We start from the raw sequence: 26,853 nt of genomic DNA, 5'->3' as shown, positions 1-26,853 counted from the left end.
GTCAGACCTGCGCCTGTACGGCCCTTGCCCGTTGCAGGCGCTGGGTCGCCATGGCAATGGTCACCGCCAGCACCCCGCAGAGGCAGATGACCATGGCCATCGGCATCGCCGTGCCGTTGTGCAACACACCGACCAACGACGCCGCGCCTGCCGCCACACCAAACTGAATGCAACCGAGCAACGCCGACGCGCTGCCGGCCCGAGCCCCCTGCCCGCTCATGGCACAGGCCGAGGTATTCGGCAAAATGCAGCCCAGGCTGGCGATGCAGATAAACAGCGGCACCAGCAACGGCCATAGCGCCTCGGTGCGCAACGCGGCAATTCCCAACAGCGTCAACGCCGCCGCCACGTACACCCAAACGGTGCGCGACAGCAAAAACGCGGGGCCGCGCTTGGCGAGCAATCTTGCGTTCAGTTGCGCCACCAGGATAAAGCCCGCGGCGTTGGAGCCGAACAACCAGCCGTAATGCTCGGCCGGCACGCCATAGAGCTTGATAAATACGAAGGGGGAGCCGGCGATGTAGGCAAACATCCCGGCAATCGAGATGCCGCCGGTCAAGGCATAGCCCAGGTACACCCGGTCTGACAGTAGCGAGCCGTAGCGGCGCAACGAGCCCGACAACGGCTGGCGCGGCTGATCGGCCGGGAAGGTTTCCGGCAACCCGACCGCCACGGCGATGGCCGCCATCACGCTGAACAACGACAACGCCAGGAAAATCGACTGCCAGCCCCACACGCCGACCATCAGGCCACCGGCCAATGGCGCCAGGATCGGGGCCAGGCCGGTCACCAGCATCAGTTGCGAATACACCTTGGCCGAGCCCACGGCATCGCATTTGTCACTGACTACCGCCCGGGAAATCACCATGCCCGCACACCCGCCAAGGGCCTGCACGAAGCGTGCACCGATCAGCCACTCCAGGGACGGCGCATACGCACAGGCGAAAGACGCGAGGGTAAACAGGGTGACGCCGCTGAGCAGCGGCACGCGCCGGCCAAAGCGGTCGGCCAGCGGCCCGTAGATCAATTGGCCAATAGCCAGGCCCGCGAAATACACGGCCAGGGTCAGCTGGATATGTTTTTCATCAGTGGCGAAGGCCGTGGCCATTGCCGGAAAGCCCGGCAGGTAAAAGTCGATCGCCAACGGCGCGAAGGCGCTCAAGGCGCCCAGAATCAGGATTATGCGAAGGTTCATCAGACACCCAAGTGAGTCGGCAGCTCAACAGTCTAGCCGCGCTTGGGTGCCATGAACATTACGTTAGGTGGCTAACGATCAGAAAAATCACGCCAGCTTGGCGCTGTAGCCTTCTTCGGTTATCAGGCCGATCACGTCATCTGCAGATAAGCGGCTTTCCACACCCACTTCTTTCGCTGCCAAATCCACCTTTACACTCGCCGCCGGATCCTTGCTCTGTACCGCCTGGGTCACCGCTTTAACGCAGTGGCCGCAGGTCATTCCTTCAACGCTGAATATTTGCATGACATGACTCCTTTGATGAGGTTGAGCCCAGTGTCGAGCTTGCCATGATGGCAAGGTCAAGTTCTCAGTATTTCTGCCGGGCTGGTATTCGGCGGCGACGTCGGCCAAGCTTCAACCTCCCTAGCTGTGAACCACGGAGCATTCGCCATGCGCTGGTTGTTTTTTGCCCTTGCCGGCCTGATGAGCTTGCCTGCCGCTGCGCCCCAGGCCCTCGCTGCTGAAGATTATGCGGTGCTGATTATTTCCCGCGAACGCCTGGAAGTGCCGACCCACTGCGAGATCGGCCTGTATATCCAGGACCAACTGGCCGGGCGTCTGTTCCAGGAACAGGCCACCGCCTTCAACCTTCCCCCTGGCGATGTGTCGTTGCGCCTGAAAGTGTTGCCGAGCCAGGCCCCCGGCTGTCTGCCAGGCATGCTCGCGCCACCCGCGCAGAACATCACCTTGAAAGCCGGTGACGTACGCAAATTACGCATTGCCCAGGGCCCGGACGGCATGTACCTCAAAGCCGCGGCATTGGAATACTGAAGGGGCTTGACCTTCCCCACAGGTTAAGGTTGATCCTAGTGGCAACTTCTTCTGGAGGACTGCCCCATGAATGGATCCACCACCTTTGACCTGCCCATCGGCGGCATGACCTGTGCCAGCTGTGCCGGGCGGGTCGAACGCGCGCTGGGCAAGGTGCCGGGCGTGCAACGTGTCAGCGTCAACCTGGCCAATGAACGCGCGCACATCGAAGTACAGGGCCAGATGGACCCCAGCGTGCTGATCGCCGCTGTCGACAAAGCCGGCTACACCGCCACCCTGCCCCAAAGCGAAACCGCCACCGACGCCGATCAGGCCCGGCGTCTGCGCCGCGAGCGCTGGTCGCTGGTGGCGGGCATTCTGCTGGCGTTGCCCTTGGTGCTGCCGATGCTGGTAGAACCCTTCGGCCTGCACTGGATGCTCCCCGCCTGGATACAGTTTGCCCTGGCCACACCGGTGCAATTCATCCTGGGCGCGCGCTTTTATGTCGCCGCGTGGAAAGCCGTGCGCGCCGGCGCCGGCAATATGGACCTGCTGGTGGCGATCGGCACCAGTGCCGGCTACGGCCTGAGTATCTACGAATGGCTCACCGCCGCCCCAGGCGTGACGCCGCACCTGTATTTCGAAGCCTCGGCGGTGGTGATCGCTCTGGTGCTGCTGGGCAAATACCTGGAAAGCCGCGCCAAGCGCCAGACCGCCAGCGCCATCCGCGCCCTTGAAGCCTTGCGGCCGGAACGGGCGATCCGCGTGCAGGACGGCCGCGAAGAAGACGTCGCCATCAGTGCGTTGAAGCACGGTGACCTGGTGCTGGTCAAACCCGGCGAACGCTTCCCGGTGGACGGTGAAGTGGTGGAAGGCCTGAGCCATGCCGATGAAGCGCTGATCAGTGGCGAAAGCCTGCCGGTGCCCAAACAACCCGGCGATGCGGTCACCGGTGGCGCCATCAACGGTGAAGGCCGTTTGCTGGTGCGCACCCTGGCCCTGGGCGCAGAAAGTGTGCTGGCGCGCATCATCCGCCTGGTCGAAGACGCCCAGGCCGCCAAGGCACCGATTCAGAAACTGGTGGATAAAGTCAGCCAGGTGTTCGTGCCGGCCGTGCTGGTATTGGCGCTGATTACCGTCGTGGGCTGGTGGCTGTACGGCGCCTCCCTGGAAACCGCCATCATCAATGCGGTCGCCGTATTGGTGATCGCCTGCCCTTGTGCCTTGGGCCTGGCCACGCCGACCGCGATCATGGCCGGCACCGGCGTCGCCGCGCGCCATGGCATTTTGATCAAGGACGCCGAAGCCCTGGAGCGTGCCCACGCCGTGAGCGCCGTGGTGTTCGACAAAACTGGCACCCTCACCTCAGGCGCGCCCAACATTGCGCATTTGGCGGCCGTGGATGGTGACGAAGCCCTATTGTTGCAACAGGCCGGCGCCTTGCAGCGCGGCAGTGAGCACCCACTGGCCAAGGCCGTGCTGGATGCTTGCCGCGAAAAAGGCTTGGACGTGGCCGATGTGAGCGCCAGCCAATCCCTCACCGGGCGCGGCATTGCCGGTACGCTCGACGGTCGGCCACTGGCGCTGGGCAATCGCCGCTTGCTGGAAGAAACCGGCCTGGACGCAGGCGACTTGGGCCCGCGTGCCAAGGAGTGGGAAGCCGAGGGCCGCACCTTGTCCTGGCTGATCGAGCAAGGTGCGCAGCCGCGCGTGCTGGGGCTGTTTGCCTTTGGCGACACGCTCAAGCCCGGCGCGTTGCAAGCCGTGCAACAACTCAAGGCACAGCACATCAGCAGCCACCTGATCACCGGCGATAACCACGGCAGTGCACGGGTGGTGGCCGAGGCCTTGGGCATCGACGATGTGCATGCCGAAGTACTACCCGCCTATAAAGCCGCTGCCGTGGCCGAGCTGAAAAAAACCGGCGTGGTGGCCATGGTCGGCGACGGTATCAACGATGCACCAGCCCTGGCCGCTGCCGATATCGGCATCGCCATGGGCGGCGGCACCGACGTGGCCATGCACGCCGCCGGTATCACCTTGATGCGTGGCGACCCGCGCCTGGTGCCGGCCGCCCTGGAGATCAGCCGCAAGACCTACGCGAAAATTCGACAGAATCTGTTCTGGGCCTTTGTGTATAACTTGATCGGCATTCCCCTGGCCGCCTTCGGCCTGCTCAACCCGGTACTGGCTGGCGCCGCCATGGCCTTGTCCAGCGTCAGCGTGGTGAGTAACGCCCTGCTGTTGAAAACCTGGAAACCCAAGGACTTGGAGGATCAACGCCCATGAACATCGGCCAAGCCGCCCGCACCAGCGGGCTAAGCGCGAAGATGATTCGCTACTACGAAGCCATTGGCCTGCTGAAAACCGCCCACCGCACCGACAGCGGCTACCGGGTGTACGGCCACGACGACCTGCACACCCTGACGTTCATCAAGCGCTCGCGGGACCTGGGGTTTTCACTGGAAGAAGTCGGCAAGTTGCTGACCCTGTGGGAGGACCGGCAGCGGGCCAGCGCCGACGTAAAAGCCCTGGCGCGCCAGCACATCGACGAGCTGAACCACAAGATTCGTGAGCTGGGGCAACTACGCGATACCTTGCAGGACCTGATGGAGCACTGCCAAGGCGATCACCGGCCCGATTGCCCGATCCTCAAGGAGTTGGCAGCGGGCAACTGCTGCGCCTGACAGACAGCACAATGATCGTTCCCACGCTCCGCGTGGGAATGCCGCTTTCGACGCTCCGCGTCACGCTTTGGGACGCAGAGCGTCCAGGGATGCATTCCCACGCAGAGCGTGGGAACGATCAATGTGGGAGCTGGCTTGCCTGCGATAGCATCACCTCGGTGTCACTGATACACCAAGGTGCCTGCATCGCAGGCAAGCCAGCTCCCACATTGTGAGTTACTGCATCCAAGGCGGCGGCGGTGGCTCGTCCGGCACTTTGCTTGGTGGCGCATCATCCGCCGCGCGAATCGCCTGGCGACGCTCTTCATCCAGCCGTGCCGCTTCGATTTCACGGATCACACCGCCCACATCCGCCAGTTCTTCCGGTTCGTCGAACTCACCGGTCAATACACTGGCCGGGTGCAAGGTGCCGGCTTCGTACAGCGCCCACATTTCCTTGGCGTACTTGGTCTTCTTCAACTCCGGGGCAAAACGCCCGAAGTAGGAAGCCATGTTGCCGACGTCGCGCTCCAGCATGCTGAAGGCGTGGTTGTTGCCCGCCGCATCCACCGCCTGGGGCAGGTCGATGATTACCGGGCCCGTAGGCGTGAGCAGTACGTTGAACTCGGACAGGTCACCGTGCACCAGGCCGGTGCACAGCATCAGCACGATCTGGGAGATCAGGAAGGCGTGGTATTCGCGCGCCTGGTCCGGCTCCAGCACGACGTCATTCAGACGCGGCGCCGCATCGCCGTATTCGTCGGCCACCAGTTCCATCAACAGCACGCCTTCGAGAAAGTCGAACGGCTGGGGCACACGAACGCCCGCACCGGCCAGGCGAAACAGCGCCGCCACTTCCGCGTTCTGCCAGGCATCTTCGGTTTCTTTCTTGCCGAACTTGGAGCCCTTGGCCATGGCTCGTGCCTGGCGGCTGTTACGGACCTTACGGCCTTCCTGGTATTCGGATGCCTGACGAAAACTTCGTTTATTCGCCTCCTTGTAAACCTTGGCGCAACGCAATTCATTGCCGCAGCGCACCACATAAACAGCTGCTTCTTTACCACTCATCAGAGGGCGCAGCACTTCGTCGACCAGACCGTCTTCGATCAGGGGTTCAATGCGTTTAGGAGTCTTCATCAGCTTTTATTGTGGGTCCTGTATTACCAAACACGCGTGTGGAACTCGTTATACGGCAATCGGCTCGCCGGGGGGAGAGGCTACTGACCTCTGACCCCTTGAGAATGCATTCAATGGGCCAATTTTGTCGGCAATCAGCGTTCGATAATCGCCGTCACGCCTTGGCCACCGGCGGCACAGATGGAAATCAGCCCACGGCCCTTGCCCGCCGCATCCAACAATTTAGCCAAGTTGGCGACGATCCGCCCACCGGTGGCGGCAAACGGATGGCCCGCCGCCAGGGAACTGCCCTTGACGTTGAGCCGGCTGCGGTCGATCGACCCCAGCGGTGCGTCCAGGCCCAGGCGGGTCTTGCAATAGTCGGCGTCTTCCCAGGCCTTGAGCGTGCACAGCACTTGGGCGGCGAAGGCTTCGTGGATCTCGTAGTAATCAAAGTCCTGCAAGGTCAGGCCGTTGCGCGCCAGCAAGCGTGGCACCGCATACACCGGCGCCATCAACAGGCCCTCGGCGCCGTGGACGAAATCCACCGCCGCTGCTTCGCCATCGCGCAGGTAAGCCAGGATCGGCAGGCCGCGCTCCTTGGCCCACGCCTCGCTGCCCAGCAGCACCAGAGAGGCACCATCGGTCAGCGGCGTGGAGTTACCGGCGGTGAGCGTGCCCTTTTCGCTGCGCTCGAAGGCCGGCTTGAGGCTGGCGAGTTTTTCCAGGGTCAGGTCGGGGCGCAGGTTGTTGTCGCGGGTGAGGCCGAGAAAGGGCGTGAGCAAATCGTTGTGCCAGCCCTCGGCGTAGGCCGCCGCCATCTTCTGGTGGCTCTCCAGCGCAAGCTGGTCCTGCTCGGCGCGGGGGATCTGCCAGGTCTGGGCCATCAGCTCGCAGTGCTGACCCATGGACAAACCGGTGCGCGGTTCGCCGTTGCGCGGCAGTTCCGGCTTGAGGTGATGAGGACGAAGTTGTAACAGGAGTTTTAATCTATCTCCCAGGGATTTGCTGCGGTTGGCTTGCAGCAGGATCTTGCGCAGCCCTTCATTCACACCAATCGGTGCATCCGAGGTGGTGTCCACCCCGCCGGCAATGCCGCATTCGATCTGGCCCAGGGCGATTTTATTGGCCACCAGCAGCGCCGCCTCCAGCCCCGTGCCACAGGCTTGCTGAATGTCGTACGCAGGGGTTTGCGGTGACAGGCGCGAGCCGAGCACGCATTCACGCGTCAGGTTGAAATCACGGGAATGCTTGAGCACCGCGCCGGCGGCCACCTCGCCCATGCGCAGGCCGTGCAGGTTGTAGCGCTCGATCAGGCCCTCCAGCGCGGCAGTCAGCATCGCCTGGTTACTCGCCGTGGCATAGGGGCCATTGGAACGGGCGAAAGGAATGCGGTTACCGCCAATGATCGCTACACGGCGCAATTGAGTCATGGAAAGCTCCCTTGTGGTGGTGGGTGGAATCATCAAGCCTAGCCTAGGCTCAATCGAACGACTGCCACCCCAGGGTGGTCAACCTTTGAACCCCAGCCTTCGGAGAGCGTTCCATGTCTGACCGTTATATCGACTTCGCCAACTCAAGCCTCGGCCATCGCCTGGTCGCCGCCATTGGCCTGCCGTCACCGGTACGCCTGGAACGCTGGCAAGCCGGACGCCTGCGCCCGGTCGAAGGCGCCCTGCTGCTGGGCGGTGGCGCATTGGCAACCCAGGTGCTGGCATTTGCCAACCGACTCACCGACGCCGTCTACAGCTACGGCGCCGAAGCCTCGACAGCGCCCGCGTGGATTCCAGGACACGGCCCCAAGCTCAAGGCGGTGGTGTTCGACGCCAGTGCTTTGCAACACACCGAGCAGCTCAAGCAACTGCGCGAATTCTTCCAACCGCTGCTGAAAAATCTCGACCACAGTGCACACCTGGTAATCCTTGGCCGAGCGCCGGAAAGCCTCAGCGACCCCTTCGCCGCTAGCGCCCAGCACGCCCTGGAAGGCTTCAGCCGCTCCCTGGCCAAGGAGCTGCGCAGCGGTGGCGTGCTGCAGTTGCTGTACGTGGGCGACGGCGCCGAAGATCAGTTGGAAGGCGCGCTGCGGTTTTTCCTCTCGCCCAAAAGCGCTTATATCTCCGGCCAGGTGATTCGCCTGGCGGCCTGCGATACCCCGGTGCAAGATTGGACGCGCCCGCTGGCCGGGCGCAAGGCATTGGTTACCGGCGCCGCTCGAGGCATCGGTGCCTCCATCGCCGAAACCCTGGCCCGCGACGGCGCCGAGGTCATTGTGCTCGATGTGCCCCAGGCCAAGGCCGACCTTGAAGCCCTGGCCGCACGCCTGAATGCGCGCACGGTGGTGCTGGATATCTGCGCTGAAGATGCCGCACGCCAACTGATCGAGCACCTGCCAGACGGGCTCGACATCCTGGTGCACAACGCCGGCATCACCCGCGACAAAACCCTGGCCAACATGACCCCGGAATACTGGGACGCAGTGCTGGCGGTCAACCTCAAGGCTGCGCAAGTGCTGACCAAGGCCCTGCTCGACAACGACACACTGCAAAACAACGCTCGGGTGGTGTTGCTGGCCTCCATCAGTGGCATCGCCGGCAATCGTGGGCAAACCAACTATGCCGCAAGCAAGGCCGGATTGATCGGCCTGGCTCAAGCCTGGGCGCCGCTGTTGAAGGAACGTGGGATCAGCATCAACGCCGTTGCGCCTGGGTTTATCGAAACCCAGATGACCGCGCATATCCCCTTCGCCCTGCGTGAGGCCGGGCGCCGCATGAGTTCCCTGGGTCAAGGTGGCTTGCCCCAGGATGTGGCCGAAGCCGTCGCCTGGCTGAGCCAGCCGGGCTCCGGTGCGGTCAGCGGCCAGACGCTGCGAGTGTGTGGGCAAAGTCTTCTGGGAGCGTAAGCATGCAATGGCAAACGTTGGACAGCACCCCGTCTCTACTGCCGCTGTATTGGCGCGCGGCGCTCAAGCGCAAGATCACCGGCAGCACATTGCCCGAACGTGGGTTGCGCTGCCGGATAAGTGTCAATCCCGGCGCGGTTGCGGCTTATCGCAAGGTATGCGGCTTTGCTGACAGCCCGATGCTGCCCGCGACTTATCCGCATATCCTCGCGTTCGGCCTGCAACTGCAATTGCTGACGGACAAGACTTTTCCATTTCCACTGCTGGGGTTGATCCACCTGCGCAATCGCATCCGTATTCATCGGCCTTTGGGTGGAGTCGGTGACGTGAGTGTCGGTGTCTACGCACGCAATCTCAGCCCCCATCCCAAGGGGGCCACCTTTGACATCGTCACCGTTATAGAGGATGCCCTTGGGCTCTTGTGGGAAGCCGAAAGCCAAATGTTATGCCGGGGCGTGAAGCTGGAAGGCGAAGCCCTGGAGAGCGGATTGCAAACCCCAGGCACGCTCACCGAATTGACGCGCTGGAAAGCGCCCACTGACATAGGCCGCCGCTACGCACGCGTGTCTGCCGACTACAACCCCATCCACCTTAGTGCGCCTACCGCCAAGCTGTTCGGTTTTCCCCAGGCCATCGCCCATGGGTTGTGGAACAAGGCCCGCACCCTCGCGGCGCTGGCAGAACACTTGCCGGCCGCCAATATTGAAATTGACGTCGAGTTCATGAAGCCGGTGCGCCTGCCCAGTGAAGTGATATTAATAAGTAGCGCGGCCGGTTCCAGCGGAGGGTTGGAACTCAAAGGCGCTGGGGATATTCAACACATGCGGGGCAAGTGGCAGCCGATTTCCTGAAAACCCCCTGATTAATTGTATATATACACCCTAAGTTATAGCGGACCTTGAGAGGTCCGCCGCTTTTTCACAAGCCTTTGATTTTAATCATCTAAACAATCCGAAACACCCTCCCATTACACCTTTGGTATTAGTTCCTAAGCCGACTAAGCCCGGGTGTATATAAATCGTTAATACCAAGTTGAGCATTGCGTGAAAGAGTGCCCTGGCCTGAGATAGCCACACGGACAAACCTATCGTTATCCAAAGAAATAACGAGGGTTTGAAACAACCAAGGTTGTACCAGGTGCAAGGAACTCAATCATGAAAACTCAAGTCGTGTTTTGGAAAGCAAGTACCGCGCTGGCCCTCGTTCTGGCAATGAGCCTGGGCGGCTGCAGCAGCGGTGGTGGCGGGCATAAATCCAGCGTGGCGGCGTCATCGCCGGATGCGGGTGCAGGCGCCGGAGGCGGCACAGGTGGAGGTACTGGTGGCGGTGACGGCGGTACAGGCGGTGGGACCGGTGGTGGCACAGGCGGCGGTGACGGCGGCACTGGCGGTGGCACTGGCGGTGGAACCGGTGGTGGCACGGGCGGCGGTGACGGCGGCACTGGCGGTGGAACCGGTGGTGGCACGGGCGGTGGTGACGGCGGCACCGGCGGTGGTACTGGTGGCGGCACTGGCGGTGGTACTGGTGGCGGCACTGGCGGCGGCACTGGCGGTGGTACTGGTGGCGGCACTGGCGGCGGCACTGGCGGTGGTACTGGTGGCGGCACTGGCGGCGGCACTGGCGGTGGTACTGGTGGCGGCACTGGCGGCGGCACTGGCGGTGGTACTGGTGGCGGCACTGGCGGCGGCACTGGTTCGACAACCACCCCACTGGTCACCGGCCAGATCGCCGGCACCCTTGGCACCACAGTCGGCAATGTCGGTACAGCGGTCGGTAACCTGGGTTCGACGTTGAATGGCGTACCCATCGTCGGCGCAACCGCTGGCGGCCTGGTCACCTCGGCAGGCACCGCTGTTAACAGCATCGGCACTGGCGTAACCGCCGGCTTGGGCTCACTGGGCACCAACACCAACTCCCTGGGCACCACGGTAGCAGGCGTAGGTAATGGGGTGGCCGATTTGGGCGGCGGCCTCTCGACCACCGGCCAATCACTGTCAACCACCCTCGGGGGAGTACCCGTCGTCGGCGGTGTGACAGGCGGAGTAGGCACTGCGGTAGGTGGCGTTGTGGATAAAGTCGGCACCACCGTCACCATGCTCGGCGATACCCTCAGCACGGCCAGCACCACGGGCCCACTGGGTTCATTGACCAATACCTTAGGCAGCAAAGTAGTGGTGCCTGTAGTGTCGCTGGTGGAAAACACCACCGGCAACCTGGGCAACGCAACCGGCCTGGGCGCTCCACTCAATGGCGTACTGGATAAAGTCGGTTCGGCTGTCACTGGCCTGGGTACTCAAGTCGCCAGCACTGGCGGCACGGGCAACCCGGTCACCGGTATTGTCGGCACCGTGCTCACTGGCGTCGGTGGCACACTGGATAAATCGGGCGGTTATGTGGCCCCAACCGGTGGCACCTCGGCTCCCGGCCTTCCAGAGCTGGTGGGTGGCCTGGTGGCTAACGTAGGTACCGGCCTGAACGTGGGCAACACCAACGGCACCGTCAGTGCAGCGGGTGTGACCGGTGGTGCAGTCGGCGGCACCGTTGCGTCGCTGGGCACTGTGCTGGGTGGCACAGGTGTAGCAAACACCGCAGCTACCGCACCGGTCGCCACCGTGGCGGCCAATGTCGGCGCAGCGCTCAATCCTGTGACCAGCGGCGTCACCAACCTGACGCAAACCATCGGCACGACTACCGGTGTGGGTGCTCCGGTGAATGGTTTGGTCACTCAAGTCGGCGGCGCAGTCAGCAGCTTGGGTACCAACCTGACGGCGGCCAACGCCAACCCGATCACCAACGCGGTAGGCACCACCGTCACAGCGGTCGGCGGCACCGTCGCCTCGGTGGGTGGCCTGGTGACGGGCGGCACCACTGGCGGCACCAGCGGTGGTTTGCTCGGTGGCCTGAATATCGGCACCACCGCCACAGCAACCGGCACGGCCACAACCACAGGCGGCACTACGGCCACTGGCGGTCTGGGCGGTTTGTTGAACGGCCTGACCGGCAAATAGAAATGCACCTGGCCGATTAGACGGCCTCCCCTACAGCGCCTACGCTTGGTTGAGACGAGAGACCTTTAATAAGTCTCTCGTCTTTTTTATGGGCGGCGACACGCTTTATCAATCGCCACCCTCCCGAACCGAGTCCCAGAACCCGGCGGGCCCGAAGCGCTGCTGCAGTTGACCATGGAGTGTCCTATGCGCGTGTTGACGCCGTTGTTATTGCTCACCCTCAGTGCCTACGTCCAGGCCGAGACCCTTCCCAGCTTTCTTAACAGCAACGACACTGTCCGCACCCTGCCGGTGCCCAACCTGCCCGCCGACGCCTACCGACCACCCTCGTCGAAAACCCAGGTACCTGAAGCGCCACCGACTGCCGGCCAGCCGCTGTTGATGGACACCAAGGTCACTATTCGAAAGTTGCAGATCGAAGGCGGAACGGTCTACCCGCTCGCCGAGACGGCACAGGTGTATGCGCCGTTGATTGGACGAGAAACCAACCTCGCCCAACTGATTGAAGCGACCCGTGGGATCACCCGCCGTTACCAGGAGGATGGCTACCTGCTGTCCTACGCGTTCCTGCCGCAACAGAATTTCGAAAACGGCCTGGTCCGCGTGGTACTGGTGGAGGGCTACATCAAGGACTATCAACAAACCGGCGACATCGGTTCGGTGTCGGCCTACGTCGATAAACTCGCGCAGAAGCTCCTGGCTGAGCGCCCGCTGACCCGCAAGACTTTCGAGCGCTACACCACGCTGATGAGCCGCATCCCCGGCCTCAGCGTACAGGCGCAAGTACCGCCACCGGGCACCACTGATGGCGCCACGCACATGCAGATCCAGGCCAGCCGCAAACCTTTCACCACCAGCATGAGCCTGGTGCAAAAAAGCCGTGGCGGCACGCAAGCGTTGCTGAGCGCCACCAGCAATTCCCAGACGTCCATGGGCGAGCAGCTCAGCGTCAGCGGCCTGTTCCCACCCGGCGAGGACAAAGAACACTACTACCGTGTGGACTACAACCAGTTCATCAACGCCGAGGGCACCCAACTGGCGCTCGCCGCCGAACGCTATCGCGCCGACCCCAACAGCAGCGTGCAACTGGATGGCGGTTTCGAACTCAAGCCGCACCAGTCCATCGACCGCTACTCCATTGGCCTGAGCCATCCGTTCATCGCCTCCCCCACCGAGTCGCTCACCCTGGGCACGCGCCTGTACGCGGTCGACCAGACCACGCGCTATAAACTGGTGGGCTACCCGCTGCGTTTCGACATCGAATCCAACCTGCGCGCCCTGGCCGTCGAAGGCGATTGGCGCAAAGCCGACGCGCAACGCCTGCGCATCATCAGTGGTGGTCTGTACCAGGGCATCGACGGTCTGGGCGCCAAGGCCCGCAGTGACCTGGGCGTGGCCAAACCCGACCTCGACTTCTTCCGCCTGCGCCTTTCCGGCGTGCAAAGCGACAAGTTCTTCGACAACTGGCAAGGCGTGTTGTCGGGTGCGCTGTACTGGAGCGACAACACCCTGCCCGACAGCGAACGCGCGACCTTCGGCGGGCAGAATTTCGGCCGTGGCTACCCGGACGACCAAGGCTCGGGCGACAAGGGCTGGGGGGTGGCGTACGAGGTCAACTACAGCTTCAACCGCACCGGCAACTGGGTGAAGATCCTGCAACCCTACGTCGTAGTCGACCGCGCCAAATCCTGGTTCAACGACCTGCCGGTCAAGGCCAACGACATGTCCTCGGCGGCGGTGGGTTTACGTTTTGGCGACAAGAAGTACTACAACATCGCGCTGGAGGCGGCCAAGCCAATGTCGGATATCGCCCTGGACAGCTTTAATCGCAGGCCGCGATATACGCTGAGTTTCAGTTATCAACTGTGATGAGGGCACCTGTAATCAACGTGGGAGCGGGCTTGCTCGCGAAGGCAGTGTGTCAGTCAATGAATCTTTAACTGAACCACCGCTATCGCAGGCAAGCCAGCTCCCACATTTAATAAGCGGTGCCGGTCCGTTACCGACCAGGTGTAGAGAGGGGAAACAGGCTATTGAGGGTATCGAGCAAGCGAGCCAGGTAGATCGGCTTGCGAAACAGATCCAGCACCTGCAAGCGCAGCATATCGCTGACATCATCCATTTCTGCATGACCCGACATCACGATCACAGGCAAATGCGAGCGTGAGGTGTGTTCGCGCAGGCGCTTGATCAAGGAGATACCGCTTTCCTCGGGCATGCGCAGATCGGTGATGACCAGGGCGATATCGGGGTGAAGTGTCAATTCTTGCAAGGCGAAGGTGACGGAAGTCGCGGTAAAACAGACGAATCCCTCGTTTTCGAGGGATTCGGCCAACTCGATCAGCGCATCCTCCTCGTCATCCACCAATAGGATTTGTTGGCGGGATGACGAAGGGTGGGTCATGGGCGGTACCTGATAAAAAGAATCACCGGAACAGATACGTACAGCAATCACAGCTAAGTCGCAGCCGGCAGCTCATCGGAGATTTTTTGAAAGATACCTTTTATCTTATCCCCAATCTCGGAACCGAAACCAACGATAACCAACGCAACTATCGCCACAATAATCACATATTCAATGGCCGACGCCCCGTCTCTACGGCGCAGGAATAACTGAGCGTGAATGTAAAATTTCAAGAACAGGTCAAGGATCATATGAGATCTCCTTCATGCGCCACAAAGCGCCGATACAGCTGGCCCGCACAATGATTGCCGTGTGCCACTAGAGCATTGTCAACAAATTTAACACTCACAACTGTAAGAACGAATTAATCATAAAGTATTAGTCGCCGCGCCAGCCCCACAAATCCGTTATTTACAGCCCCCGCTTTAACCGCGCAGATAATTTTTTCATTCAGTAATGGCAATTTGTCCTAGCTGGGCTACCTTCAAATAGCCAAATCGTTAGTTGTTCATCACAGCCCAGTTGCGAATTTAACTCGTTTGGATTAACGGGAATAAAAGCAGTGCAACAGGATAGGGAGCGCCGTCATGAACAGTCGTATCAGCATGGTCCTGGCTGGCTTGCTGCTTATCGGAGCCCTGGTTGCAGGGTATTGGGGCCTGGTGCTGAGCCGTCCGCCGGCACCCGCCGTAGCGCCCTCGCCAGCACCTGTCATTTCCGTTGAAAAAACCGTTGCTATCGTGGAAGACCAGACCCGCCAGCCGGTCGTGGTGCTGGTGCACGCGGTTGCGCCTTTTGTGCCCCTCACCGCTGCCGATGTCGCCGTGGAAAAACTGCGCACCGTGCCGGCTGGCAGCCTGACCAGCGTTGACCAGGCCATCGGCCGCACGCCCTTGCGGGCCCTGGGTGCCGGCACCTGGCTCAATGATGAGAGCTTCACCGCCGGCGGCCCCCTGGCCCGCATGATTCGTACAAACGAACGCGCACTGGCCGTCGCCGTCGATGAGGTCATCGGTGCCGGTGGCCAGTTGAGCCCCGGCGATTACGTCGATGTCTTGCTGTTCTTGCGCCAGGACAATGCCAATGCCGAGCAGTCGGCGCAGGTGGTCATCCCAGCGATTCGCCTGCTCAGCGTCGGCGACCAGTTGGGCTTGGCCAACGACGGCACCCCGGCCGTACCGCCACCCGCCACCGCCGAAGAACGCGCCCAGGCTGCCCAACGCCGCACTGCCGCGCGCAGTGTGGTGCTGGCGGTGCCCGAACCCTTGCTGAGCCGACTGATGCTCGCCTCCCAAGCCGGCACGCTGCGCCTGGCCGTGCGCAGTGCCGACGAACAATTGCTCAGCCGCTACTGGGCCGGCGAAAGCGACACCCCGGACAAGGTGCAAAGCGCCAACCGCAACCTCTACCAATTCACCCAATTGGCCCTCAGCGGCCCGCCAAAAAAAATCACCCCCGCGGTGGCCGACACCGGCCAGCGTCGGGGCGTCGAAGTGATTCGCGGCGCGGCGGCGGCACAACCTACCCCCTGATTGAACAAGGATGCCTTGAATGAGCCAACGCTACGCTCAATTGGCCTTGGCCTTGATGCTGCCGTGCCTGCCCCTGGGCATGGCGATGGGCGCATCGGGCAACTGCAACACCCTGGGCCAACTGCCCGCTGCGATCGAGGTGGGCGAAGGCTTGCAGACCGAGCTGCAATCGCCGGTAGCGATTACGCGCCTGGCTATCGGCGATCCGAAAATCGCCGACGTGCGGGTCAACGGCGACCGCCACTTTCTGCTCACCGGTGTCGGCAGCGGTGCCACCAGCCTGATGGTGTGGACCGGCTGCTCGACCACGCCGCGTCAGAGCATGGTGTTCGTTAAAGGCAAGGCCACCTCGGCGCTGACCAGCCAATCGCTGTCGCCCTCCGAAGACCCGACGCTGCCCAGCCAGGTGCAGACCGATATTCGCTTCGTCGAGGTCAGCCGCACCAAGCTCAAGGAAGCCAGCACCAAGATCCTGGGCATGGGCAACAATTTCTTCCTCGGCAGCCCAAGCTTGCTGTCCCCTTCAGAGGGCATCTTCAAATTGCCGGTGAGCGCTGACAGCTTCAACATCGGGTTTGGCGGTGGCCGGGTCAAGGCGCTGATCAACGCCCTGGAAAGCAGTGGCTTCGCCTACACCCTCGCACGCCCGAGCCTGGTGGCCATGAGCGGCCAGAGCGCAACCTTCCTGGCCGGCGGCGAAGTGCCGATTCCGGTGCCCAGTGCCGGCAGCGATACCATCACCATCGAGTACAAGGAGTTCGGCATTCGCCTGACCCTCACGCCCACGGTCATCGACCACAACCGCATCGCCTTGAAGGTCGCCCCGGAAGTCAGCGAGCTGGACTACAACAACGCGATCCGGATTGAGGGCATCCAGGTGCCTGCCCTGACCGTCCGACGCACCGACACCAGTGTGTCACTGGCCGATGGCGAAAGCTTTGTGATCAGCGGCCTGATCAGCAGCACCAACCGCTCCACCATCGCCAAGCTCCCGGGCCTGGGCGATATCCCGATCCTTGGTGCGTTTTTCCGCGACTCCAATATCAACAGCGAAGAAAAAGAACTGCTGATGATTGTCACGCCGCATCTGGTCCAGCCACTGGCTGCCAATGCGCAGTTGCCGTCGCTGCCCGGCGAAAAACTGCGCACCTATGACCCGAATTGGTTCCGGCTGTTCTTCCTGGAAAACGGCAACTTCGACCGTCGCAGCGGACTTTCCCAATGAGCGATAGCCTGAGCCAGACCTTCCTGGCAATCACCCGCAACAGCACCGACCTGGAATGGCTCCAAGGTGCACTGGCGCCCCTTGGCCAAGTGATCAGCGTAGGCGGCGGCAGCCTCGATGAATTGCTGGCACTGGTGGACGTGACCTTCGCCAACCTGGTGTTCGTGGGCCTGGACCGTGAACACCTGGTGGCTCAGAGCGCCTTGATCGAAGGCGCCCTGGAAGCCAAGCCGATGTTGGCGGTGGTGGCCTTGGGCGACGGCATGGACAACCAGTTGGTGCTCAACGCCATGCGTGCCGGTGCGCGGGATTTTGTCGCCTATGGCTCGCGCTCCAGCGAAGTGGCCGGGCTGGTGCGGCGCCTGAGCAAGCGCTTGCCGCCCACCGCGCCGAACGCCCACCTCGGTGGCCTCACCGTGCTCTACGGTGCCCAGGGCAACACCGATGGCGCCTTGCTGGCAAGCCACTTGGCGATGGTGGTGCAAAAAAGCGGCCAGCAGACGCTGATGCTCGACCTCGGCCTGCCCAGGGGCGATAGCCTCGCGCTGCTGGGCCTGGACAGCACCTTCAATTTCGGCGACGCCTTGCGCCACCTGCGCCGCCTGGACGCCACGCTCATCAACAGCGCCTTCACCAGCACCGACGACGGCCTGCGGATCCTTGCCTACGCCGCCAGCGATGAACCCTTGGAAATGACCAGCGCCGCCGAGCTGTACATGTTGCTCAGCGCCTTGCGCCAGCACTTCCAGCACATCGTGGTCAACCTCACCGGGCAAGCGGACAGCGAAGCCCTGCGTACCTTTGTCAGCCACTGCGACAAGTTGCTGTGGTGCACCGACCAGGGCGTGCTCGACTGTCGGCGTAACCTGGCGGTGCTGAACCTGTGGCGCGAAAAAGGCATGAAGCTCGACCATGCCAAGCTGCTCGTCGATCGCTACATCAAAGCCTGTGCCCCCGACACCGAAGCCCTGGAAAAAAGCTTCGGCCTGGAGTGCATCGCCGTGCTGCCCCTGAGCCCAGAAGTGCGCCTGAACGCCAAAAACCAGGGGCAAAGCCTGTTCACCCTGGCCCCCCGCGAAGCCTTGACCCAAGCCCTGCGTCACCTGGGCGAGCGCCTGGCCAAACGTACCGAAGGCTTGGATAAACCCTCGACACGCTGGTTCGAACGCCTGCTGGGGGCGAGTCGATGAACGGCGAAAAACTCTTCGGCGCCCCGGCCCGTGGAAGCGCCGCGCACAACGACCATGATGGCCTGAAACTGGTGCTGCATCGCTACATCATCGATGCCATCGAAGAGTCGGGCCAGAATCTGCTGGAAGGCTCGCGCCAATCCCTGGCGCAATTTGTCATCGACAAAGTGGCCGAATACATCACGCGCATGCACCTGGCGATCTCGCGCTATGAAATGGAGCGCCTGGCCGAGGAAATCGTCGACGAGCTGACTGGCTTCGGCCCGCTGGAAGTGCTGCTGCGCGATGTGTCGATCACCGAGATTCTGGTCAACGGCCCGCACCGGGTGTTTATCGAGCGTGACGGAGTACTCCATCAGAGCGATCTGCGTTTTATCGACGCGCACCATGTAGAACGCGTCATGCAGCGCATTCTCGCGCCCCTTGGAAGGCGCCTGGATGAGTCGTCACCGATGGTCGATGCGCGCTTGCCAGATGGCAGCCGGGTCAATGCGATCATCCCGCCGATTGCCCTGGACGGTCCCTGCCTGTCGATCCGCAAGTTTCGCAAGGACATGCTCAAGAGCAGCGACCTGGTGGCGATGCAGACCATCGACCACCCTATTTTCGAGTTCTTCCAGGAAGCGGTGGGCAAGCGCTGCAATATCCTCATCAGTGGCGGCACAGGCACCGGCAAGACCACGCTACTCAATATCCTCAGCCAATTGATCAACCCCCACGAACGCCTGGTCACCATCGAAGACGTGGCCGAGCTGCAACTGGGCCACCCCCACGTGGTGCGCCTGGAAACCCGCCCGCCCAATGCCGAGGGGCATGGCGAGGTCAAGGCCAGCGACCTGATTCGCAACGCCCTGCGGATGCGCCCGGACCGCATCATCCTTGGCGAGATCCGTGGCGTCGAAGTGCTCGACGTAATGACGGCCATGAACACCGGCCATGACGGTTCCATGAGCACGGTGCACGCCAACAATGCCCAGGACGCGCTATTGCGCCTGGAAACCCTGGTGGGTCTGACCGGCCGTGTGGTGGCGGAGAAAACCCTGCGGCAGATGATCTGCGCCGCACTGGATGTGGTGATCCAACTGACGCGCCTGCCCGATGGGCGCCGTTGCGTCAGCGAGGTGGTAGAAGTGGTGGGCGTACGCGACGACGTGTATGTCACCAACACCCTGTTCCGCCTCGACCGCCGTACCGGTTTTGGCTTCCTGCGCGAAGCGCTCAACCCGGCCGGCGACAAGCTGCGGCGTGAATCGGCATTGCCGTTGTAGAGAGGGTTTATGACCGGACTTGTCTTGCTGCTCATTTGCATCCTGCTGATCAGCCTGTCCGTCTGGCTGTTCCAGCGAGGGCTGCGCCAGGCCGGTACCGATCGGGTGCTGGAGCGGCTCTCCGATGGCCAGCCGGTAGCCCAGGAGCCGAACGGCAGCTGGGTTGCGCTGGAGCGCATGTTCCAGCGCGCCGGCCTGGGCAAGCCCACCGACGGCCTGGGGTTGTGGCTGAGTGGCTGGACCGCGGGCATGTTGCTGGGCTATCTGCTGGCCGGCGGGCTAGGCCTGTTGGCCATGCTGATCATGCCGCCGCTGCTGTTGCGGGTGTATATCGCCTGGCGCTACCAACGGCGAGTGCAGCGCATGGTCGAACAATTACCGCAGCTGCTGGACCACAGCGTGCGCAGCCTCAAGTCTGGGCGCACCCTGGCAGACGCCGTTCTGGGCGCAATCGACAGCACCGAAGCGCCGCTCAAACAGGCGATGAGCCGCATCCAGCGTAACGTGCAAATGGGCGTGAGCCTGCCGGAGTCGGTCAGCGACTTTGCCGAGTTTTACGAACGCGATGAGTTCCGCCTGTTTGCCCTGGGCCTGAAGGTCAACCACCGCTACGGCGGCAACGCCAGCGAGCTGCTGGAAAACCTGATCAAGATGATCCGCGAGCGCGAACAGGGTGCGCGCCAACTCAAGGCCATGACCGGCGAAACGCGCATGACCGCCTATGTGCTGGCAGGCTTGCCCATCGCCATGGTCGGCTACTTTTTGATGGTCAACCCAGGCTACCTGATGAGCATGTGGAACGACGGTACAGGGCGCTACCTGCTGCTGGCCGCGGTGGCGCTCGACATCACGGGCACCTTCGTCATGTGGCGCATGTTGCGGAGTATTTGAGATGGCCATCCTGATCTGCATCCTGCTGTCGCTCGCCGCCGTCGCCTTGATCGTCGGCAACCTGCTGGAGCAGAAGCGCCGTCAACGCCTGGTCAGCCAACGCCTGCAAGGCCAACTGACCCGCGAGGACAAACTCGGCAGCCTGATGCGCCAGTTGGGCGCCAGCGCCGTGGCCCAGCGCTCGGTCAGCCTGGACAACGAAACCCAGACCCTGCTCAACCGCGTCGGCTGGCGCAAAGCCAACCAGCGTTCCATGTTTGCGGCTTTCCAGATCGGCGTGCCCATCGTGCTACTGGGCTTGACCCTGCTCGGCCAGCAACTGCTGTTCCCCCATGCTGGCTCGCCCTGGATTGCCCCGGCAATTGCCCTGGGCATCGGTTACCTGCTGCCCAAACGCATCCTGGCCCTCAGCGCGAAATACCGCCAGGAGCGCATCGCTCGGGAAATTTCCACCTTCATTCCGTTGCTGCGCATCCTGTTCGAATCCGGCATGGCAGTTGAGCAATCGCTGCGGGTGTTGAGCACCGAAGCCCAGCGCTTGCTGCCAGACCTGACCCATGAACTGCGGCTGGTCCTGGCAAGGGTCGACTCGGGTCTGGAGCTGTCCGAAGAGTTGGGCAAGACAGCACGCCTGCTGGCCGTGGATGAGTTCACCGACACCTGCATCATCCTTCAGCAGTTGATCCACCAAGGCGGCGGTGCGATGAAATCCCTGCTGGCCCTCAAGCAGTTGCTCGACGACCGCCGCCTGACCCGCCTGCAGGAATACATTTCGAAGATGTCCGCGAAGATGTCCGTGGTGATGATGGTGTTCCTGTTTCCCGCCTTGCTGATCGTGCTGGGGGGGCCGGCCATGATCGCCATCTCCCGAGCCTTGAATAATTTTTGAGGAGCCTGCCATGAAACCACTGATCGTCGCCTTGAGCCTGCTGATGCTGGGCGGTTGTGCCAGCAATGGCCAGGTTCCGTGGGCCGGGTTGCTGGCGCCGGGCAGTTGCCCCAAGCCCAGCGCCGACCAGGAGCTGTCGCTGAACCTGGCCGATGACATGGCCAACGAAGGCAAGCTGCACGCCAGCCTCGCCAACCTGCAGAACCTGCCCAGCACCCTGCCCCAGGTTCGTCAACGCCAGGCCCGTGCCTATCGCTTGCTGGGCCGTGCTGACGCCGAGCCGTTGTACCGCAGCCTGCTGGGCACCTGCCTGGCCGCCGACGGTGAGCACGGCCTGGGGCAACTGGCATCGGCCAAGGGCGACAACGGCCAGGCCATGGCTCACCTGCAACGTGCGGCACGGCTGGCGCCCACCGACGAAAAAATCCGCAATGACCTGGGCGTGGTGTACCTCGATCAACGGCGCCTGGACGACGCACGCTTTGAATTCATGACCGCCATCGAGCTCAAGCAAAGCGATCAACTGGCGGCAGTGAACCTGGTGACCTTGCTGATCTATCAGGACAATTGGGAGCAGGCCGCGAAAGTGGTCGGCCAACTCGGGTTGAGCCCTGATCAGGTGACCCGGGCCCAGGCACGGGCGCAACACCTCAAGGAAGCTGGCACGGCACCGCAGCGTCCAGTCAAAGATCAGGTAGCGGCGGTCAGCGACACGCTGCCGGCCTCTGTGAAATAGGGAGTCGATGATGAAATTCCACCACCTTGCCGGCCTTGCCTGCCTGGCGCTGCCCCTCCTTGCTGCGGCCATCGAAGCGGGGCCATCTTCACCCCGGCAGGCAGAAACGGAAAACTGGATGGCGCTGCAACTGAGCGGGCGTGCAGCCTCGGCCAACCCGCAAAAAACCACGCCGGCAGAACGCGAACAGGCGCTCAAGCGCTGGCTGGACAGCAACAAGCATCCAATCCCGGAGTTTTTTGATCAGAAAGTAGGCGGGACTGCGCAGGGCAGCAAATAAAATCCCCCCTGTAGGAGCGAGCAAGCTCGCTCCTACAGGGGGGCGGTGCTAGTGCGCCGTTACTCGCTGGCGCATCGCCGAGTTGTTCGGTGACAACGCCAGCGCCAACTGCGTGCGGTTGTGCATATGGGTCAGGCGTAATACCTGGGACACATACAGCTTGACCGTGTTCTCGGTAATCCCCAGCTCACAGGCAATCTGGTAGTTGGTCTGGCCCTTGCCCACCAGGCGGGCCACATCCAACTGGCGCGGTGACAGTTGATTGAAGATCGCCGGGATCTCCAACGGCCCGGCTTCATCGGCCGAAGGGTCCCCGTCATGGTCCTGGGGCGTCGGGTTTCGGCGCACCTTGTCCAAGTCCATATACAAGTCGTTGATGGATTCGGACAGGTACTGCAGCTTCTGGTTGAGCGTGCCCAGCTGCAGGTCTTTCTGCCGCTCCTCCAATGCCACTTCCTGGCGCTTGAGGCCCTCGAGCAATTCATCGAGGTTGATCGGCTTCTGATAGTAATCAGCGATGCCCGCACGCAGGGCCTTGATCACATCCTGCTTGTCGGCGCGCCCGGTAAGCATGATCGCTTCGAACGCGCGATGTTTGCCGGCGATGCGTTGCAGCGCCTGCACCAGCTCGATGCCGTCCATGTCCGGCATATGCAGGTCACACAGCACTAAACCGATCTGAAGGTCTTCCTTGAAACGCTGGACAGCTTGCTCACTGGACTCGCACGGGACACAACGGTACCCGCTGCTTTCAAGAAATTCACAGAGCTCCTCTACGATTAAGGGTTGATCGTCGACTACGAGCACTTTTACTGCGGACGTAAGCTTGTTCACGCGCTACTCCATGCCTGGCAAGCCAAATGATGACCTATCCTTTCTGACGAAAATTCCTACACAACTCCTGATTAAACGTAGACGTACTTTCCGACTATGTACATAGCATTAATCAACTCGCGCGACTGATGGATCCAAAACCAGCTGCCGGCAAAACCTGTCAAAACGAAGGGCGCAAAAGGCTGTTTTGTTGACGCTTGCCCTCCCCGTTCAACGCGGTTTGAGCTAAGCCCTTGATGCATAAGTGTCCAGGCCACCATGGCGATGCCCGCACCGATCAACGCCCCCAGCAGGTACTCGATATTGGAGGCCAGCCCCAGGGCGGCGAGCAACTTCACATCTCCCGCGCCAAAGCGGCCCAACGCATAACCCGGCAAAGTCAGCACCAACGCCAAGGCCAAGGCCAGCCCCCCCTCGCTGCGAGGCGCGCCCAGCCACGTCGACCCCGCCCACAGCAGGTAGATCAACGCCAGCAGCCCAACGCCCAGGGTCAGCGTATTGGCAATCTGGCGCTGGCGAATATCCTGCACGGCACATACGCCCAACCACAGCACAATCACTAGCGTCTGGATCACGTAAAAAACATCCCTTTTGGCTGAATGATTCTATGCTGATATCAAGTACTCGCCTCAGGGTAGACGCAGTCATGAAATCGAGCCTCCCGAGAAAGCAAAAAGGTGCTGCGGCGATCGAGTTTGCCTTGGTCTTCGTGATTTTTTTTGCGGTGTTCTACGGCATGCTCAGCTACAGCTTGCCATTGCTGTTGATGCAGTCATTTCACCAGGCGGCGGCTGAAGGGGTACGCCGCAGTGTGTCCCTGGACCCCAGCACCGCAGGCTATTCGGCCCTGGTGGTGCAACGCGCCAAGGATGCCGCCCAGGCCCAATTGAACTGGATCCCCGGCTCACTGAAATTCTTGCCCGGCTATATCACCGCCACCTACACCAATAATTTGCTGACAGTGAAGATCACCTACCCCTCGGCCAATATCAAAGCGGTCTTGCCGGCCCTGGTATTGCCCGGGGTGGGCACCGTACCCAACCTGCCCACCAACCTCACTGCTACCTCGAGCCTTCAGTTTTGACGACGGGGGATAAATTGTTCGCACGCCTGCGCGGGCGCACCAGCTCCCTGGCCTTGGACGCGCCAGCAGCACCCGCGCCGGGCCTGCAAGTGCAACTGGACAACCTGGGTCGGGTGCTGAACATCTCGGGCACCTTGAAGCCTTTACTTGCCCAGCATCTTGCCAACGCGCCCAACCCGCCCTTGCAGACCTTGCTGTGTGCCGACAGCGCGCGGAGTGTCGAGGGCACGCCGCAGGAGTGGCAACGACACGGCCTGGACCTCGACTTCCAGGGCGCTGCCGGCCAGGTCCTGCATACCCGCGGCTGGATCGAGCCGGAGGGTGACGGCTGGGCCCTGCACCTGCTGGACATCACTGACCTGCTGGCCGACCGAGTACGGGTGCAGCAACGCGAACAGAACCACCAACTCGCCGCCCTGATGAGCGAACAGCTGCGCGTGTGCAGCATCAACCGCTTACCCCAGGTGTTCAGCGAACACCTGCGCAGCGTGGCCCAGCGCTGGCGCATCCCCTGCGTCGCCATGGCACTGCTCGACGAAGATGACCAGGGCTGGCGCATCTACAGCCACTACGCCGCCCACGACGCCCCGGCCTTATGGCAAACCGGGCAACACCTGGGCACCAGCCTGGACAGCATCAACGGCAACACGCCACTGAGCCTGGACATTGTCCAGGGGCGCAGCGACAACCCGCGCCTGCACGGTGTATTTGGCAATGCCGACGGCTTCCTGGTGCCGTACCGCGACAGCCATGGCGCCGCCGCGTGGCTGCTGTGTGGTTTTTATAACGGCCAGGCACACCACACCGGCGAGCGTGACTGGCTGAACCTGTGCGCAGCACTCGCCGCGCCGCTGCTGGGCCGCCTGCGCGAACAGCGTCACCACCAGCAACTGGAACGGGTTGAAGCCCTGCAAGGCCTGCTCGGCACTGGCTGGTGGGAACTGTTGCCCGCCACCCAGGAGATCCAGCTGGCGCCACAATTGCTGCGCAACCTGAGCCTGGACGAAGGCCCCACCCGCCAACCTCTCGGCACCTGGCTCGAACTTATCCACCCCGCCGACCGCCAGGCCCTCGACAGCCGCCTGAAAGACCTGCAAGCCCTGGGCAAGCCACTGCTGACCAGCGTGCGCCTGCAACGCACCGAGCCTGAGCAGTCGCCCCTGTGGTACCGCATACAAGGCCAAGTGCTGGGCGCCGGCAATGAACGGCGCTGGATCGGCTTCATGCTCGACATCAGCGACATCCAGAACCAGCAACTGCAAGCCGCCGCCGCCCATGCGCGCCTGGACAACCTGATCGCCAGCTCACCGGCCGTCATCTATGTGCAGCGCTACGTCAACGGCGCGCTGCACCCGGCGTTTTTCAGCGCCAGCCTGTTGCCGCTGCTGGGCTGGACCTTGGCCGATTGCAACCACGACACCCTGGCGGCGCTGATTCACCCCGACGACCGAGAACGCTACTTCGAACGCACCCGCCAACTGCTGCGCGAAGGCAACGTGCGCAGCCGCTACCGCCTGCGCGATAAACAAGGCAACTACCACTGGCTGCTCGACGAAGCCAAGCTTTTGCGCGACGACCTCGGCCTGCCGGTGGAAGCCGTAGGCCTGTGGCTGGACGTCACCGAAGCGACCCTGGCCGCCGAGCAGGTGCGCCAAAGTGAAGAACGCTACCGCATCCTGGTAGAAGACTCGCCAGCGATGATCTGTCGCTACCGCCCCGACCTGATCCTCACCTTCGGCAACACGCCGCTGGCCAATTACCTGGAATGTCGGCCCGAGCAATTGCCAGGCATCGACCTGGGCCAGTGGCTGTCGGATGAACAACGCGCCGCCTTTGTACAGCGCATCCAGCAACTGACCCCGGAATTCCCGGTGAGCACGGCGGAAATCAGCCTGCAACTGCCGGGGCGCGAACATGCCTGGTGGGTGTGGTCGGACCGTGGCGTCTTCGATGAACAAGGCGCCCTGATCGAGGTGCAGGCCGTGGGGCGCGACAACACCGAAGTACGCCGCTCCCAGCAGCAACTGACCCAAAGCGCGAAAATGGCCACCCTCGGCGAAATGGCCACCGGCCTGGCCCATGAGATCAACCAACCGCTGAACGTGATGCACATGGCCGTCGTCAACGTGCTCAAGCGCTTGGGCAATGGCGATGTGCAAATCGACTACCTCACGGAAAAACTCCAGCGCATCGACGCCCAGGTGCAACGTGCAGCACGGGTGGTCGACCATATGCGCGTGTTCGGCCGCCGCTCGGAAATTGAGCAGCAACCGTTCGACCCGGCGCAGGCGCTGGAGGGCACTCTGTCCCTGCTCAGCGAAGGCCTGCGCGGCAAAGGTGTGGACGTGCGCATCAGCCCTGCGGACTTCTCGGTGCAGGTCAAAGGCTATGTCGACCAGCTGGAGCAGGTGCTGATCAACCTGATGGTCAACGCCCGTGACGCATTGCTCAGCCAACGAGAAAAAGACCCTGCCCTGCGCCCCTGGATTGCCCTGCACAGCGAGCACGACAGCCGCCATGTACGCATCTGGGTCGAAGACAACGCCGGCGGGATAGACCCGCGCTTGCTGGAGCGGATTTTCGAGCCGTTCTTTACCACCAAACCGATAGGCGTGGGCACCGGGCTGGGCCTCTCGGTGAGCTATGGGATTGTGGAAAACATGGGCGGACGCCTGAGCGTTACCAACAGCGAGGCCGGCGCGAAATTCTGCATCGAACTCCCCATCGCGCAGAACTAATTCAACGCTAACCACGATGCGAAGCGAGCTGCTCTTGATCTGCTCTTGATCTGCTTTTGATCTTGATCTTAAGCGCCCCGTCAAACCACGCTGGCCGGAATTCGCC

General features: G+C 62.3%; 25 protein-coding genes. 17 read left to right on the top strand and 8 right to left on the bottom strand.

Annotated features, from left to right (window positions below):
• Position 1 precedes the first annotated feature (1 nt).
• Positions 2-1,195, bottom strand: a complete 1,194-nt coding sequence (locus AB9N64_RS20905; RefSeq protein ID WP_014716766.1) for a multidrug effflux MFS transporter — start codon at positions 1,193-1,195, stop codon at positions 2-4.
• Between the two features lie 87 nt (positions 1,196-1,282).
• Positions 1,283-1,480: a heavy-metal-associated domain-containing protein gene (locus AB9N64_RS20900; RefSeq protein WP_014716765.1), complete on the bottom strand. Its 198-nt coding sequence runs from the start codon at positions 1,478-1,480 to the stop codon at positions 1,283-1,285.
• Between the two features lie 147 nt (positions 1,481-1,627).
• Here AB9N64_RS20900 and AB9N64_RS20895 point away from each other — a divergent pair, with 147 nt between their 5' ends.
• The 3 genes from AB9N64_RS20895 (at position 1,628) to cueR (ending at position 4,674) form a co-directional block, all read left to right on the top strand.
• Positions 1,628-2,008, top strand: a complete 381-nt coding sequence (locus tag AB9N64_RS20895) for a hypothetical protein (protein ID WP_014716764.1) — start codon at positions 1,628-1,630, stop codon at positions 2,006-2,008.
• A 66-nt stretch (positions 2,009-2,074) separates the two neighbouring features.
• On the top strand, positions 2,075-4,276 hold the full coding sequence (locus AB9N64_RS20890; RefSeq protein ID WP_020301946.1) for a cation-translocating P-type ATPase: 2,202 nt from the start codon (positions 2,075-2,077) through the stop codon (positions 4,274-4,276).
• Complete coding sequence (cueR, locus tag AB9N64_RS20885; protein ID WP_014716762.1) at positions 4,273-4,674, top strand: Cu(I)-responsive transcriptional regulator; 402 nt, start codon at positions 4,273-4,275, stop codon at positions 4,672-4,674. Before AB9N64_RS20890 ends, cueR begins: the two co-directional genes overlap by 4 nt.
• A 216-nt stretch (positions 4,675-4,890) precedes the next feature.
• On the opposite strand, the gene AB9N64_RS20880 is transcribed toward cueR, so the two are convergent.
• Positions 4,891-5,790 carry a PA4780 family RIO1-like protein kinase gene (locus AB9N64_RS20880; protein WP_014716761.1) on the bottom strand — a complete coding sequence of 300 codons (900 nt, stop codon included), beginning with the start codon at positions 5,788-5,790 and terminating at the stop codon, positions 4,891-4,893.
• A 134-nt stretch (positions 5,791-5,924) separates the two neighbouring features.
• Complete coding sequence (locus AB9N64_RS20875; RefSeq protein WP_014716760.1) at positions 5,925-7,202, bottom strand: acetyl-CoA C-acetyltransferase; 1,278 nt, start codon at positions 7,200-7,202, stop codon at positions 5,925-5,927.
• 113 nt (positions 7,203-7,315) lie between these two features.
• Between AB9N64_RS20875 and AB9N64_RS20870 the strand changes: the two genes are divergently transcribed.
• From AB9N64_RS20870 to AB9N64_RS20855, 4 genes are all read left to right on the top strand, one after another.
• On the top strand, positions 7,316-8,668 hold the full coding sequence (locus AB9N64_RS20870; protein WP_014716759.1) for a 3-oxoacyl-ACP reductase: 1,353 nt from the start codon (positions 7,316-7,318) through the stop codon (positions 8,666-8,668).
• 2 nt (positions 8,669-8,670) lie between these two features.
• Positions 8,671-9,519 carry a MaoC/PaaZ C-terminal domain-containing protein gene (locus AB9N64_RS20865; RefSeq protein ID WP_014716758.1) on the top strand — a complete coding sequence of 283 codons (849 nt, stop codon included), beginning with the start codon at positions 8,671-8,673 and terminating at the stop codon, positions 9,517-9,519.
• Between the two features lie 303 nt (positions 9,520-9,822).
• The gene (locus tag AB9N64_RS20860; RefSeq protein WP_371359655.1) at positions 9,823-11,676 is read left to right on the top strand and encodes a collagen-like triple helix repeat-containing protein; all 1,854 of its coding nucleotides are present in this window, start codon (positions 9,823-9,825) and stop codon (positions 11,674-11,676) included.
• A 186-nt stretch (positions 11,677-11,862) separates the two neighbouring features.
• Positions 11,863-13,545, top strand: coding sequence for a ShlB/FhaC/HecB family hemolysin secretion/activation protein (locus tag AB9N64_RS20855; RefSeq protein WP_371359654.1), 1,683 nt, complete (start codon positions 11,863-11,865; stop codon positions 13,543-13,545).
• A gap of 130 nt (positions 13,546-13,675) precedes the next feature.
• Here AB9N64_RS20855 and AB9N64_RS20850 read toward each other — a convergent pair whose 3' ends face one another.
• On the bottom strand, positions 13,676-14,080 hold the full coding sequence (locus tag AB9N64_RS20850) for a response regulator (RefSeq protein ID WP_072434937.1): 405 nt from the start codon (positions 14,078-14,080) through the stop codon (positions 13,676-13,678).
• 53 nt (positions 14,081-14,133) lie between these two features.
• Positions 14,134-14,331, bottom strand: a complete 198-nt coding sequence (locus AB9N64_RS20845; protein ID WP_073453197.1) for a Flp family type IVb pilin — start codon at positions 14,329-14,331, stop codon at positions 14,134-14,136.
• 336 nt (positions 14,332-14,667) lie between these two features.
• Here AB9N64_RS20845 and cpaB point away from each other — a divergent pair, with 336 nt between their 5' ends.
• From cpaB to AB9N64_RS20805, 8 genes are read left to right on the top strand one after another with little or no spacing between them, the layout of a single operon-like run.
• The gene (gene cpaB, locus AB9N64_RS20840) at positions 14,668-15,612 is read left to right on the top strand and encodes a Flp pilus assembly protein CpaB (RefSeq protein WP_371359653.1); all 945 of its coding nucleotides are present in this window, start codon (positions 14,668-14,670) and stop codon (positions 15,610-15,612) included.
• Positions 15,613-15,631: 19 nt separating this feature from the next.
• Positions 15,632-16,837 carry a type II and III secretion system protein family protein gene (locus AB9N64_RS20835; RefSeq protein ID WP_060767983.1) on the top strand — a complete coding sequence of 402 codons (1,206 nt, stop codon included), beginning with the start codon at positions 15,632-15,634 and terminating at the stop codon, positions 16,835-16,837.
• Positions 16,834-18,027 (top strand): hypothetical protein, encoded by a 1,194-nt coding sequence (locus AB9N64_RS20830; protein WP_019818342.1) that lies wholly within the window; start codon positions 16,834-16,836, stop codon positions 18,025-18,027. Before AB9N64_RS20835 ends, AB9N64_RS20830 begins: the two co-directional genes overlap by 4 nt.
• Complete coding sequence (locus tag AB9N64_RS20825) at positions 18,024-19,295, top strand: CpaF family protein (RefSeq protein WP_014716751.1); 1,272 nt, start codon at positions 18,024-18,026, stop codon at positions 19,293-19,295. The genes AB9N64_RS20830 and AB9N64_RS20825 overlap by 4 nt, the downstream gene beginning before the upstream one ends.
• A 9-nt stretch (positions 19,296-19,304) precedes the next feature.
• A complete protein-coding gene (locus AB9N64_RS20820; RefSeq protein WP_060767982.1) occupies positions 19,305-20,186 on the top strand; it encodes a type II secretion system F family protein in 882 nt (293 codons plus the stop codon).
• Between the two features lies 1 nt (position 20,187).
• Positions 20,188-21,075 (top strand): type II secretion system F family protein, encoded by an 888-nt coding sequence (locus tag AB9N64_RS20815; RefSeq protein WP_019818343.1) that lies wholly within the window; start codon positions 20,188-20,190, stop codon positions 21,073-21,075.
• Between the two features lie 10 nt (positions 21,076-21,085).
• Complete coding sequence (locus AB9N64_RS20810) at positions 21,086-21,811, top strand: tetratricopeptide repeat protein (protein WP_019818344.1); 726 nt, start codon at positions 21,086-21,088, stop codon at positions 21,809-21,811.
• Positions 21,812-21,821: 10 nt separating this feature from the next.
• Positions 21,822-22,091 carry a DUF3613 domain-containing protein gene (locus AB9N64_RS20805; protein ID WP_191949479.1) on the top strand — a complete coding sequence of 90 codons (270 nt, stop codon included), beginning with the start codon at positions 21,822-21,824 and terminating at the stop codon, positions 22,089-22,091.
• A 48-nt stretch (positions 22,092-22,139) separates the two neighbouring features.
• Here AB9N64_RS20805 and AB9N64_RS20800 read toward each other — a convergent pair whose 3' ends face one another.
• Together AB9N64_RS20800 and AB9N64_RS20795 are read right to left on the bottom strand one after the other, a co-directional pair.
• Positions 22,140-22,925, bottom strand: a complete 786-nt coding sequence (locus tag AB9N64_RS20800) for a response regulator transcription factor (protein WP_014716747.1) — start codon at positions 22,923-22,925, stop codon at positions 22,140-22,142.
• Positions 22,926-22,996: 71 nt separating this feature from the next.
• A complete protein-coding gene (locus AB9N64_RS20795; protein WP_014716746.1) occupies positions 22,997-23,500 on the bottom strand; it encodes a prepilin peptidase in 504 nt (167 codons plus the stop codon).
• A gap of 71 nt (positions 23,501-23,571) precedes the next feature.
• On the opposite strand from AB9N64_RS20795, the gene AB9N64_RS20790 reads away from it, so the two are divergent.
• Positions 23,572-24,009: a TadE/TadG family type IV pilus assembly protein gene (locus AB9N64_RS20790; RefSeq protein ID WP_003188217.1), complete on the top strand. Its 438-nt coding sequence runs from the start codon at positions 23,572-23,574 to the stop codon at positions 24,007-24,009.
• Positions 24,006-26,747 carry a PAS domain-containing sensor histidine kinase gene (locus AB9N64_RS20785; RefSeq protein WP_038448727.1) on the top strand — a complete coding sequence of 914 codons (2,742 nt, stop codon included), beginning with the start codon at positions 24,006-24,008 and terminating at the stop codon, positions 26,745-26,747. The genes AB9N64_RS20790 and AB9N64_RS20785 overlap by 4 nt, the downstream gene beginning before the upstream one ends.
• The last annotated feature ends 106 nt before the right edge of the window (positions 26,748-26,853 follow it).

This window comes from Pseudomonas sp. KT_2_4 (genome assembly GCF_041410225.1).
Classification (GTDB): domain Bacteria; phylum Pseudomonadota; class Gammaproteobacteria; order Pseudomonadales; family Pseudomonadaceae; genus Aquipseudomonas; species Aquipseudomonas paracarnis.
Note: the sequence above shows the minus strand (reverse complement) of the source record. Positions and strands in the feature narration are given on the sequence as shown.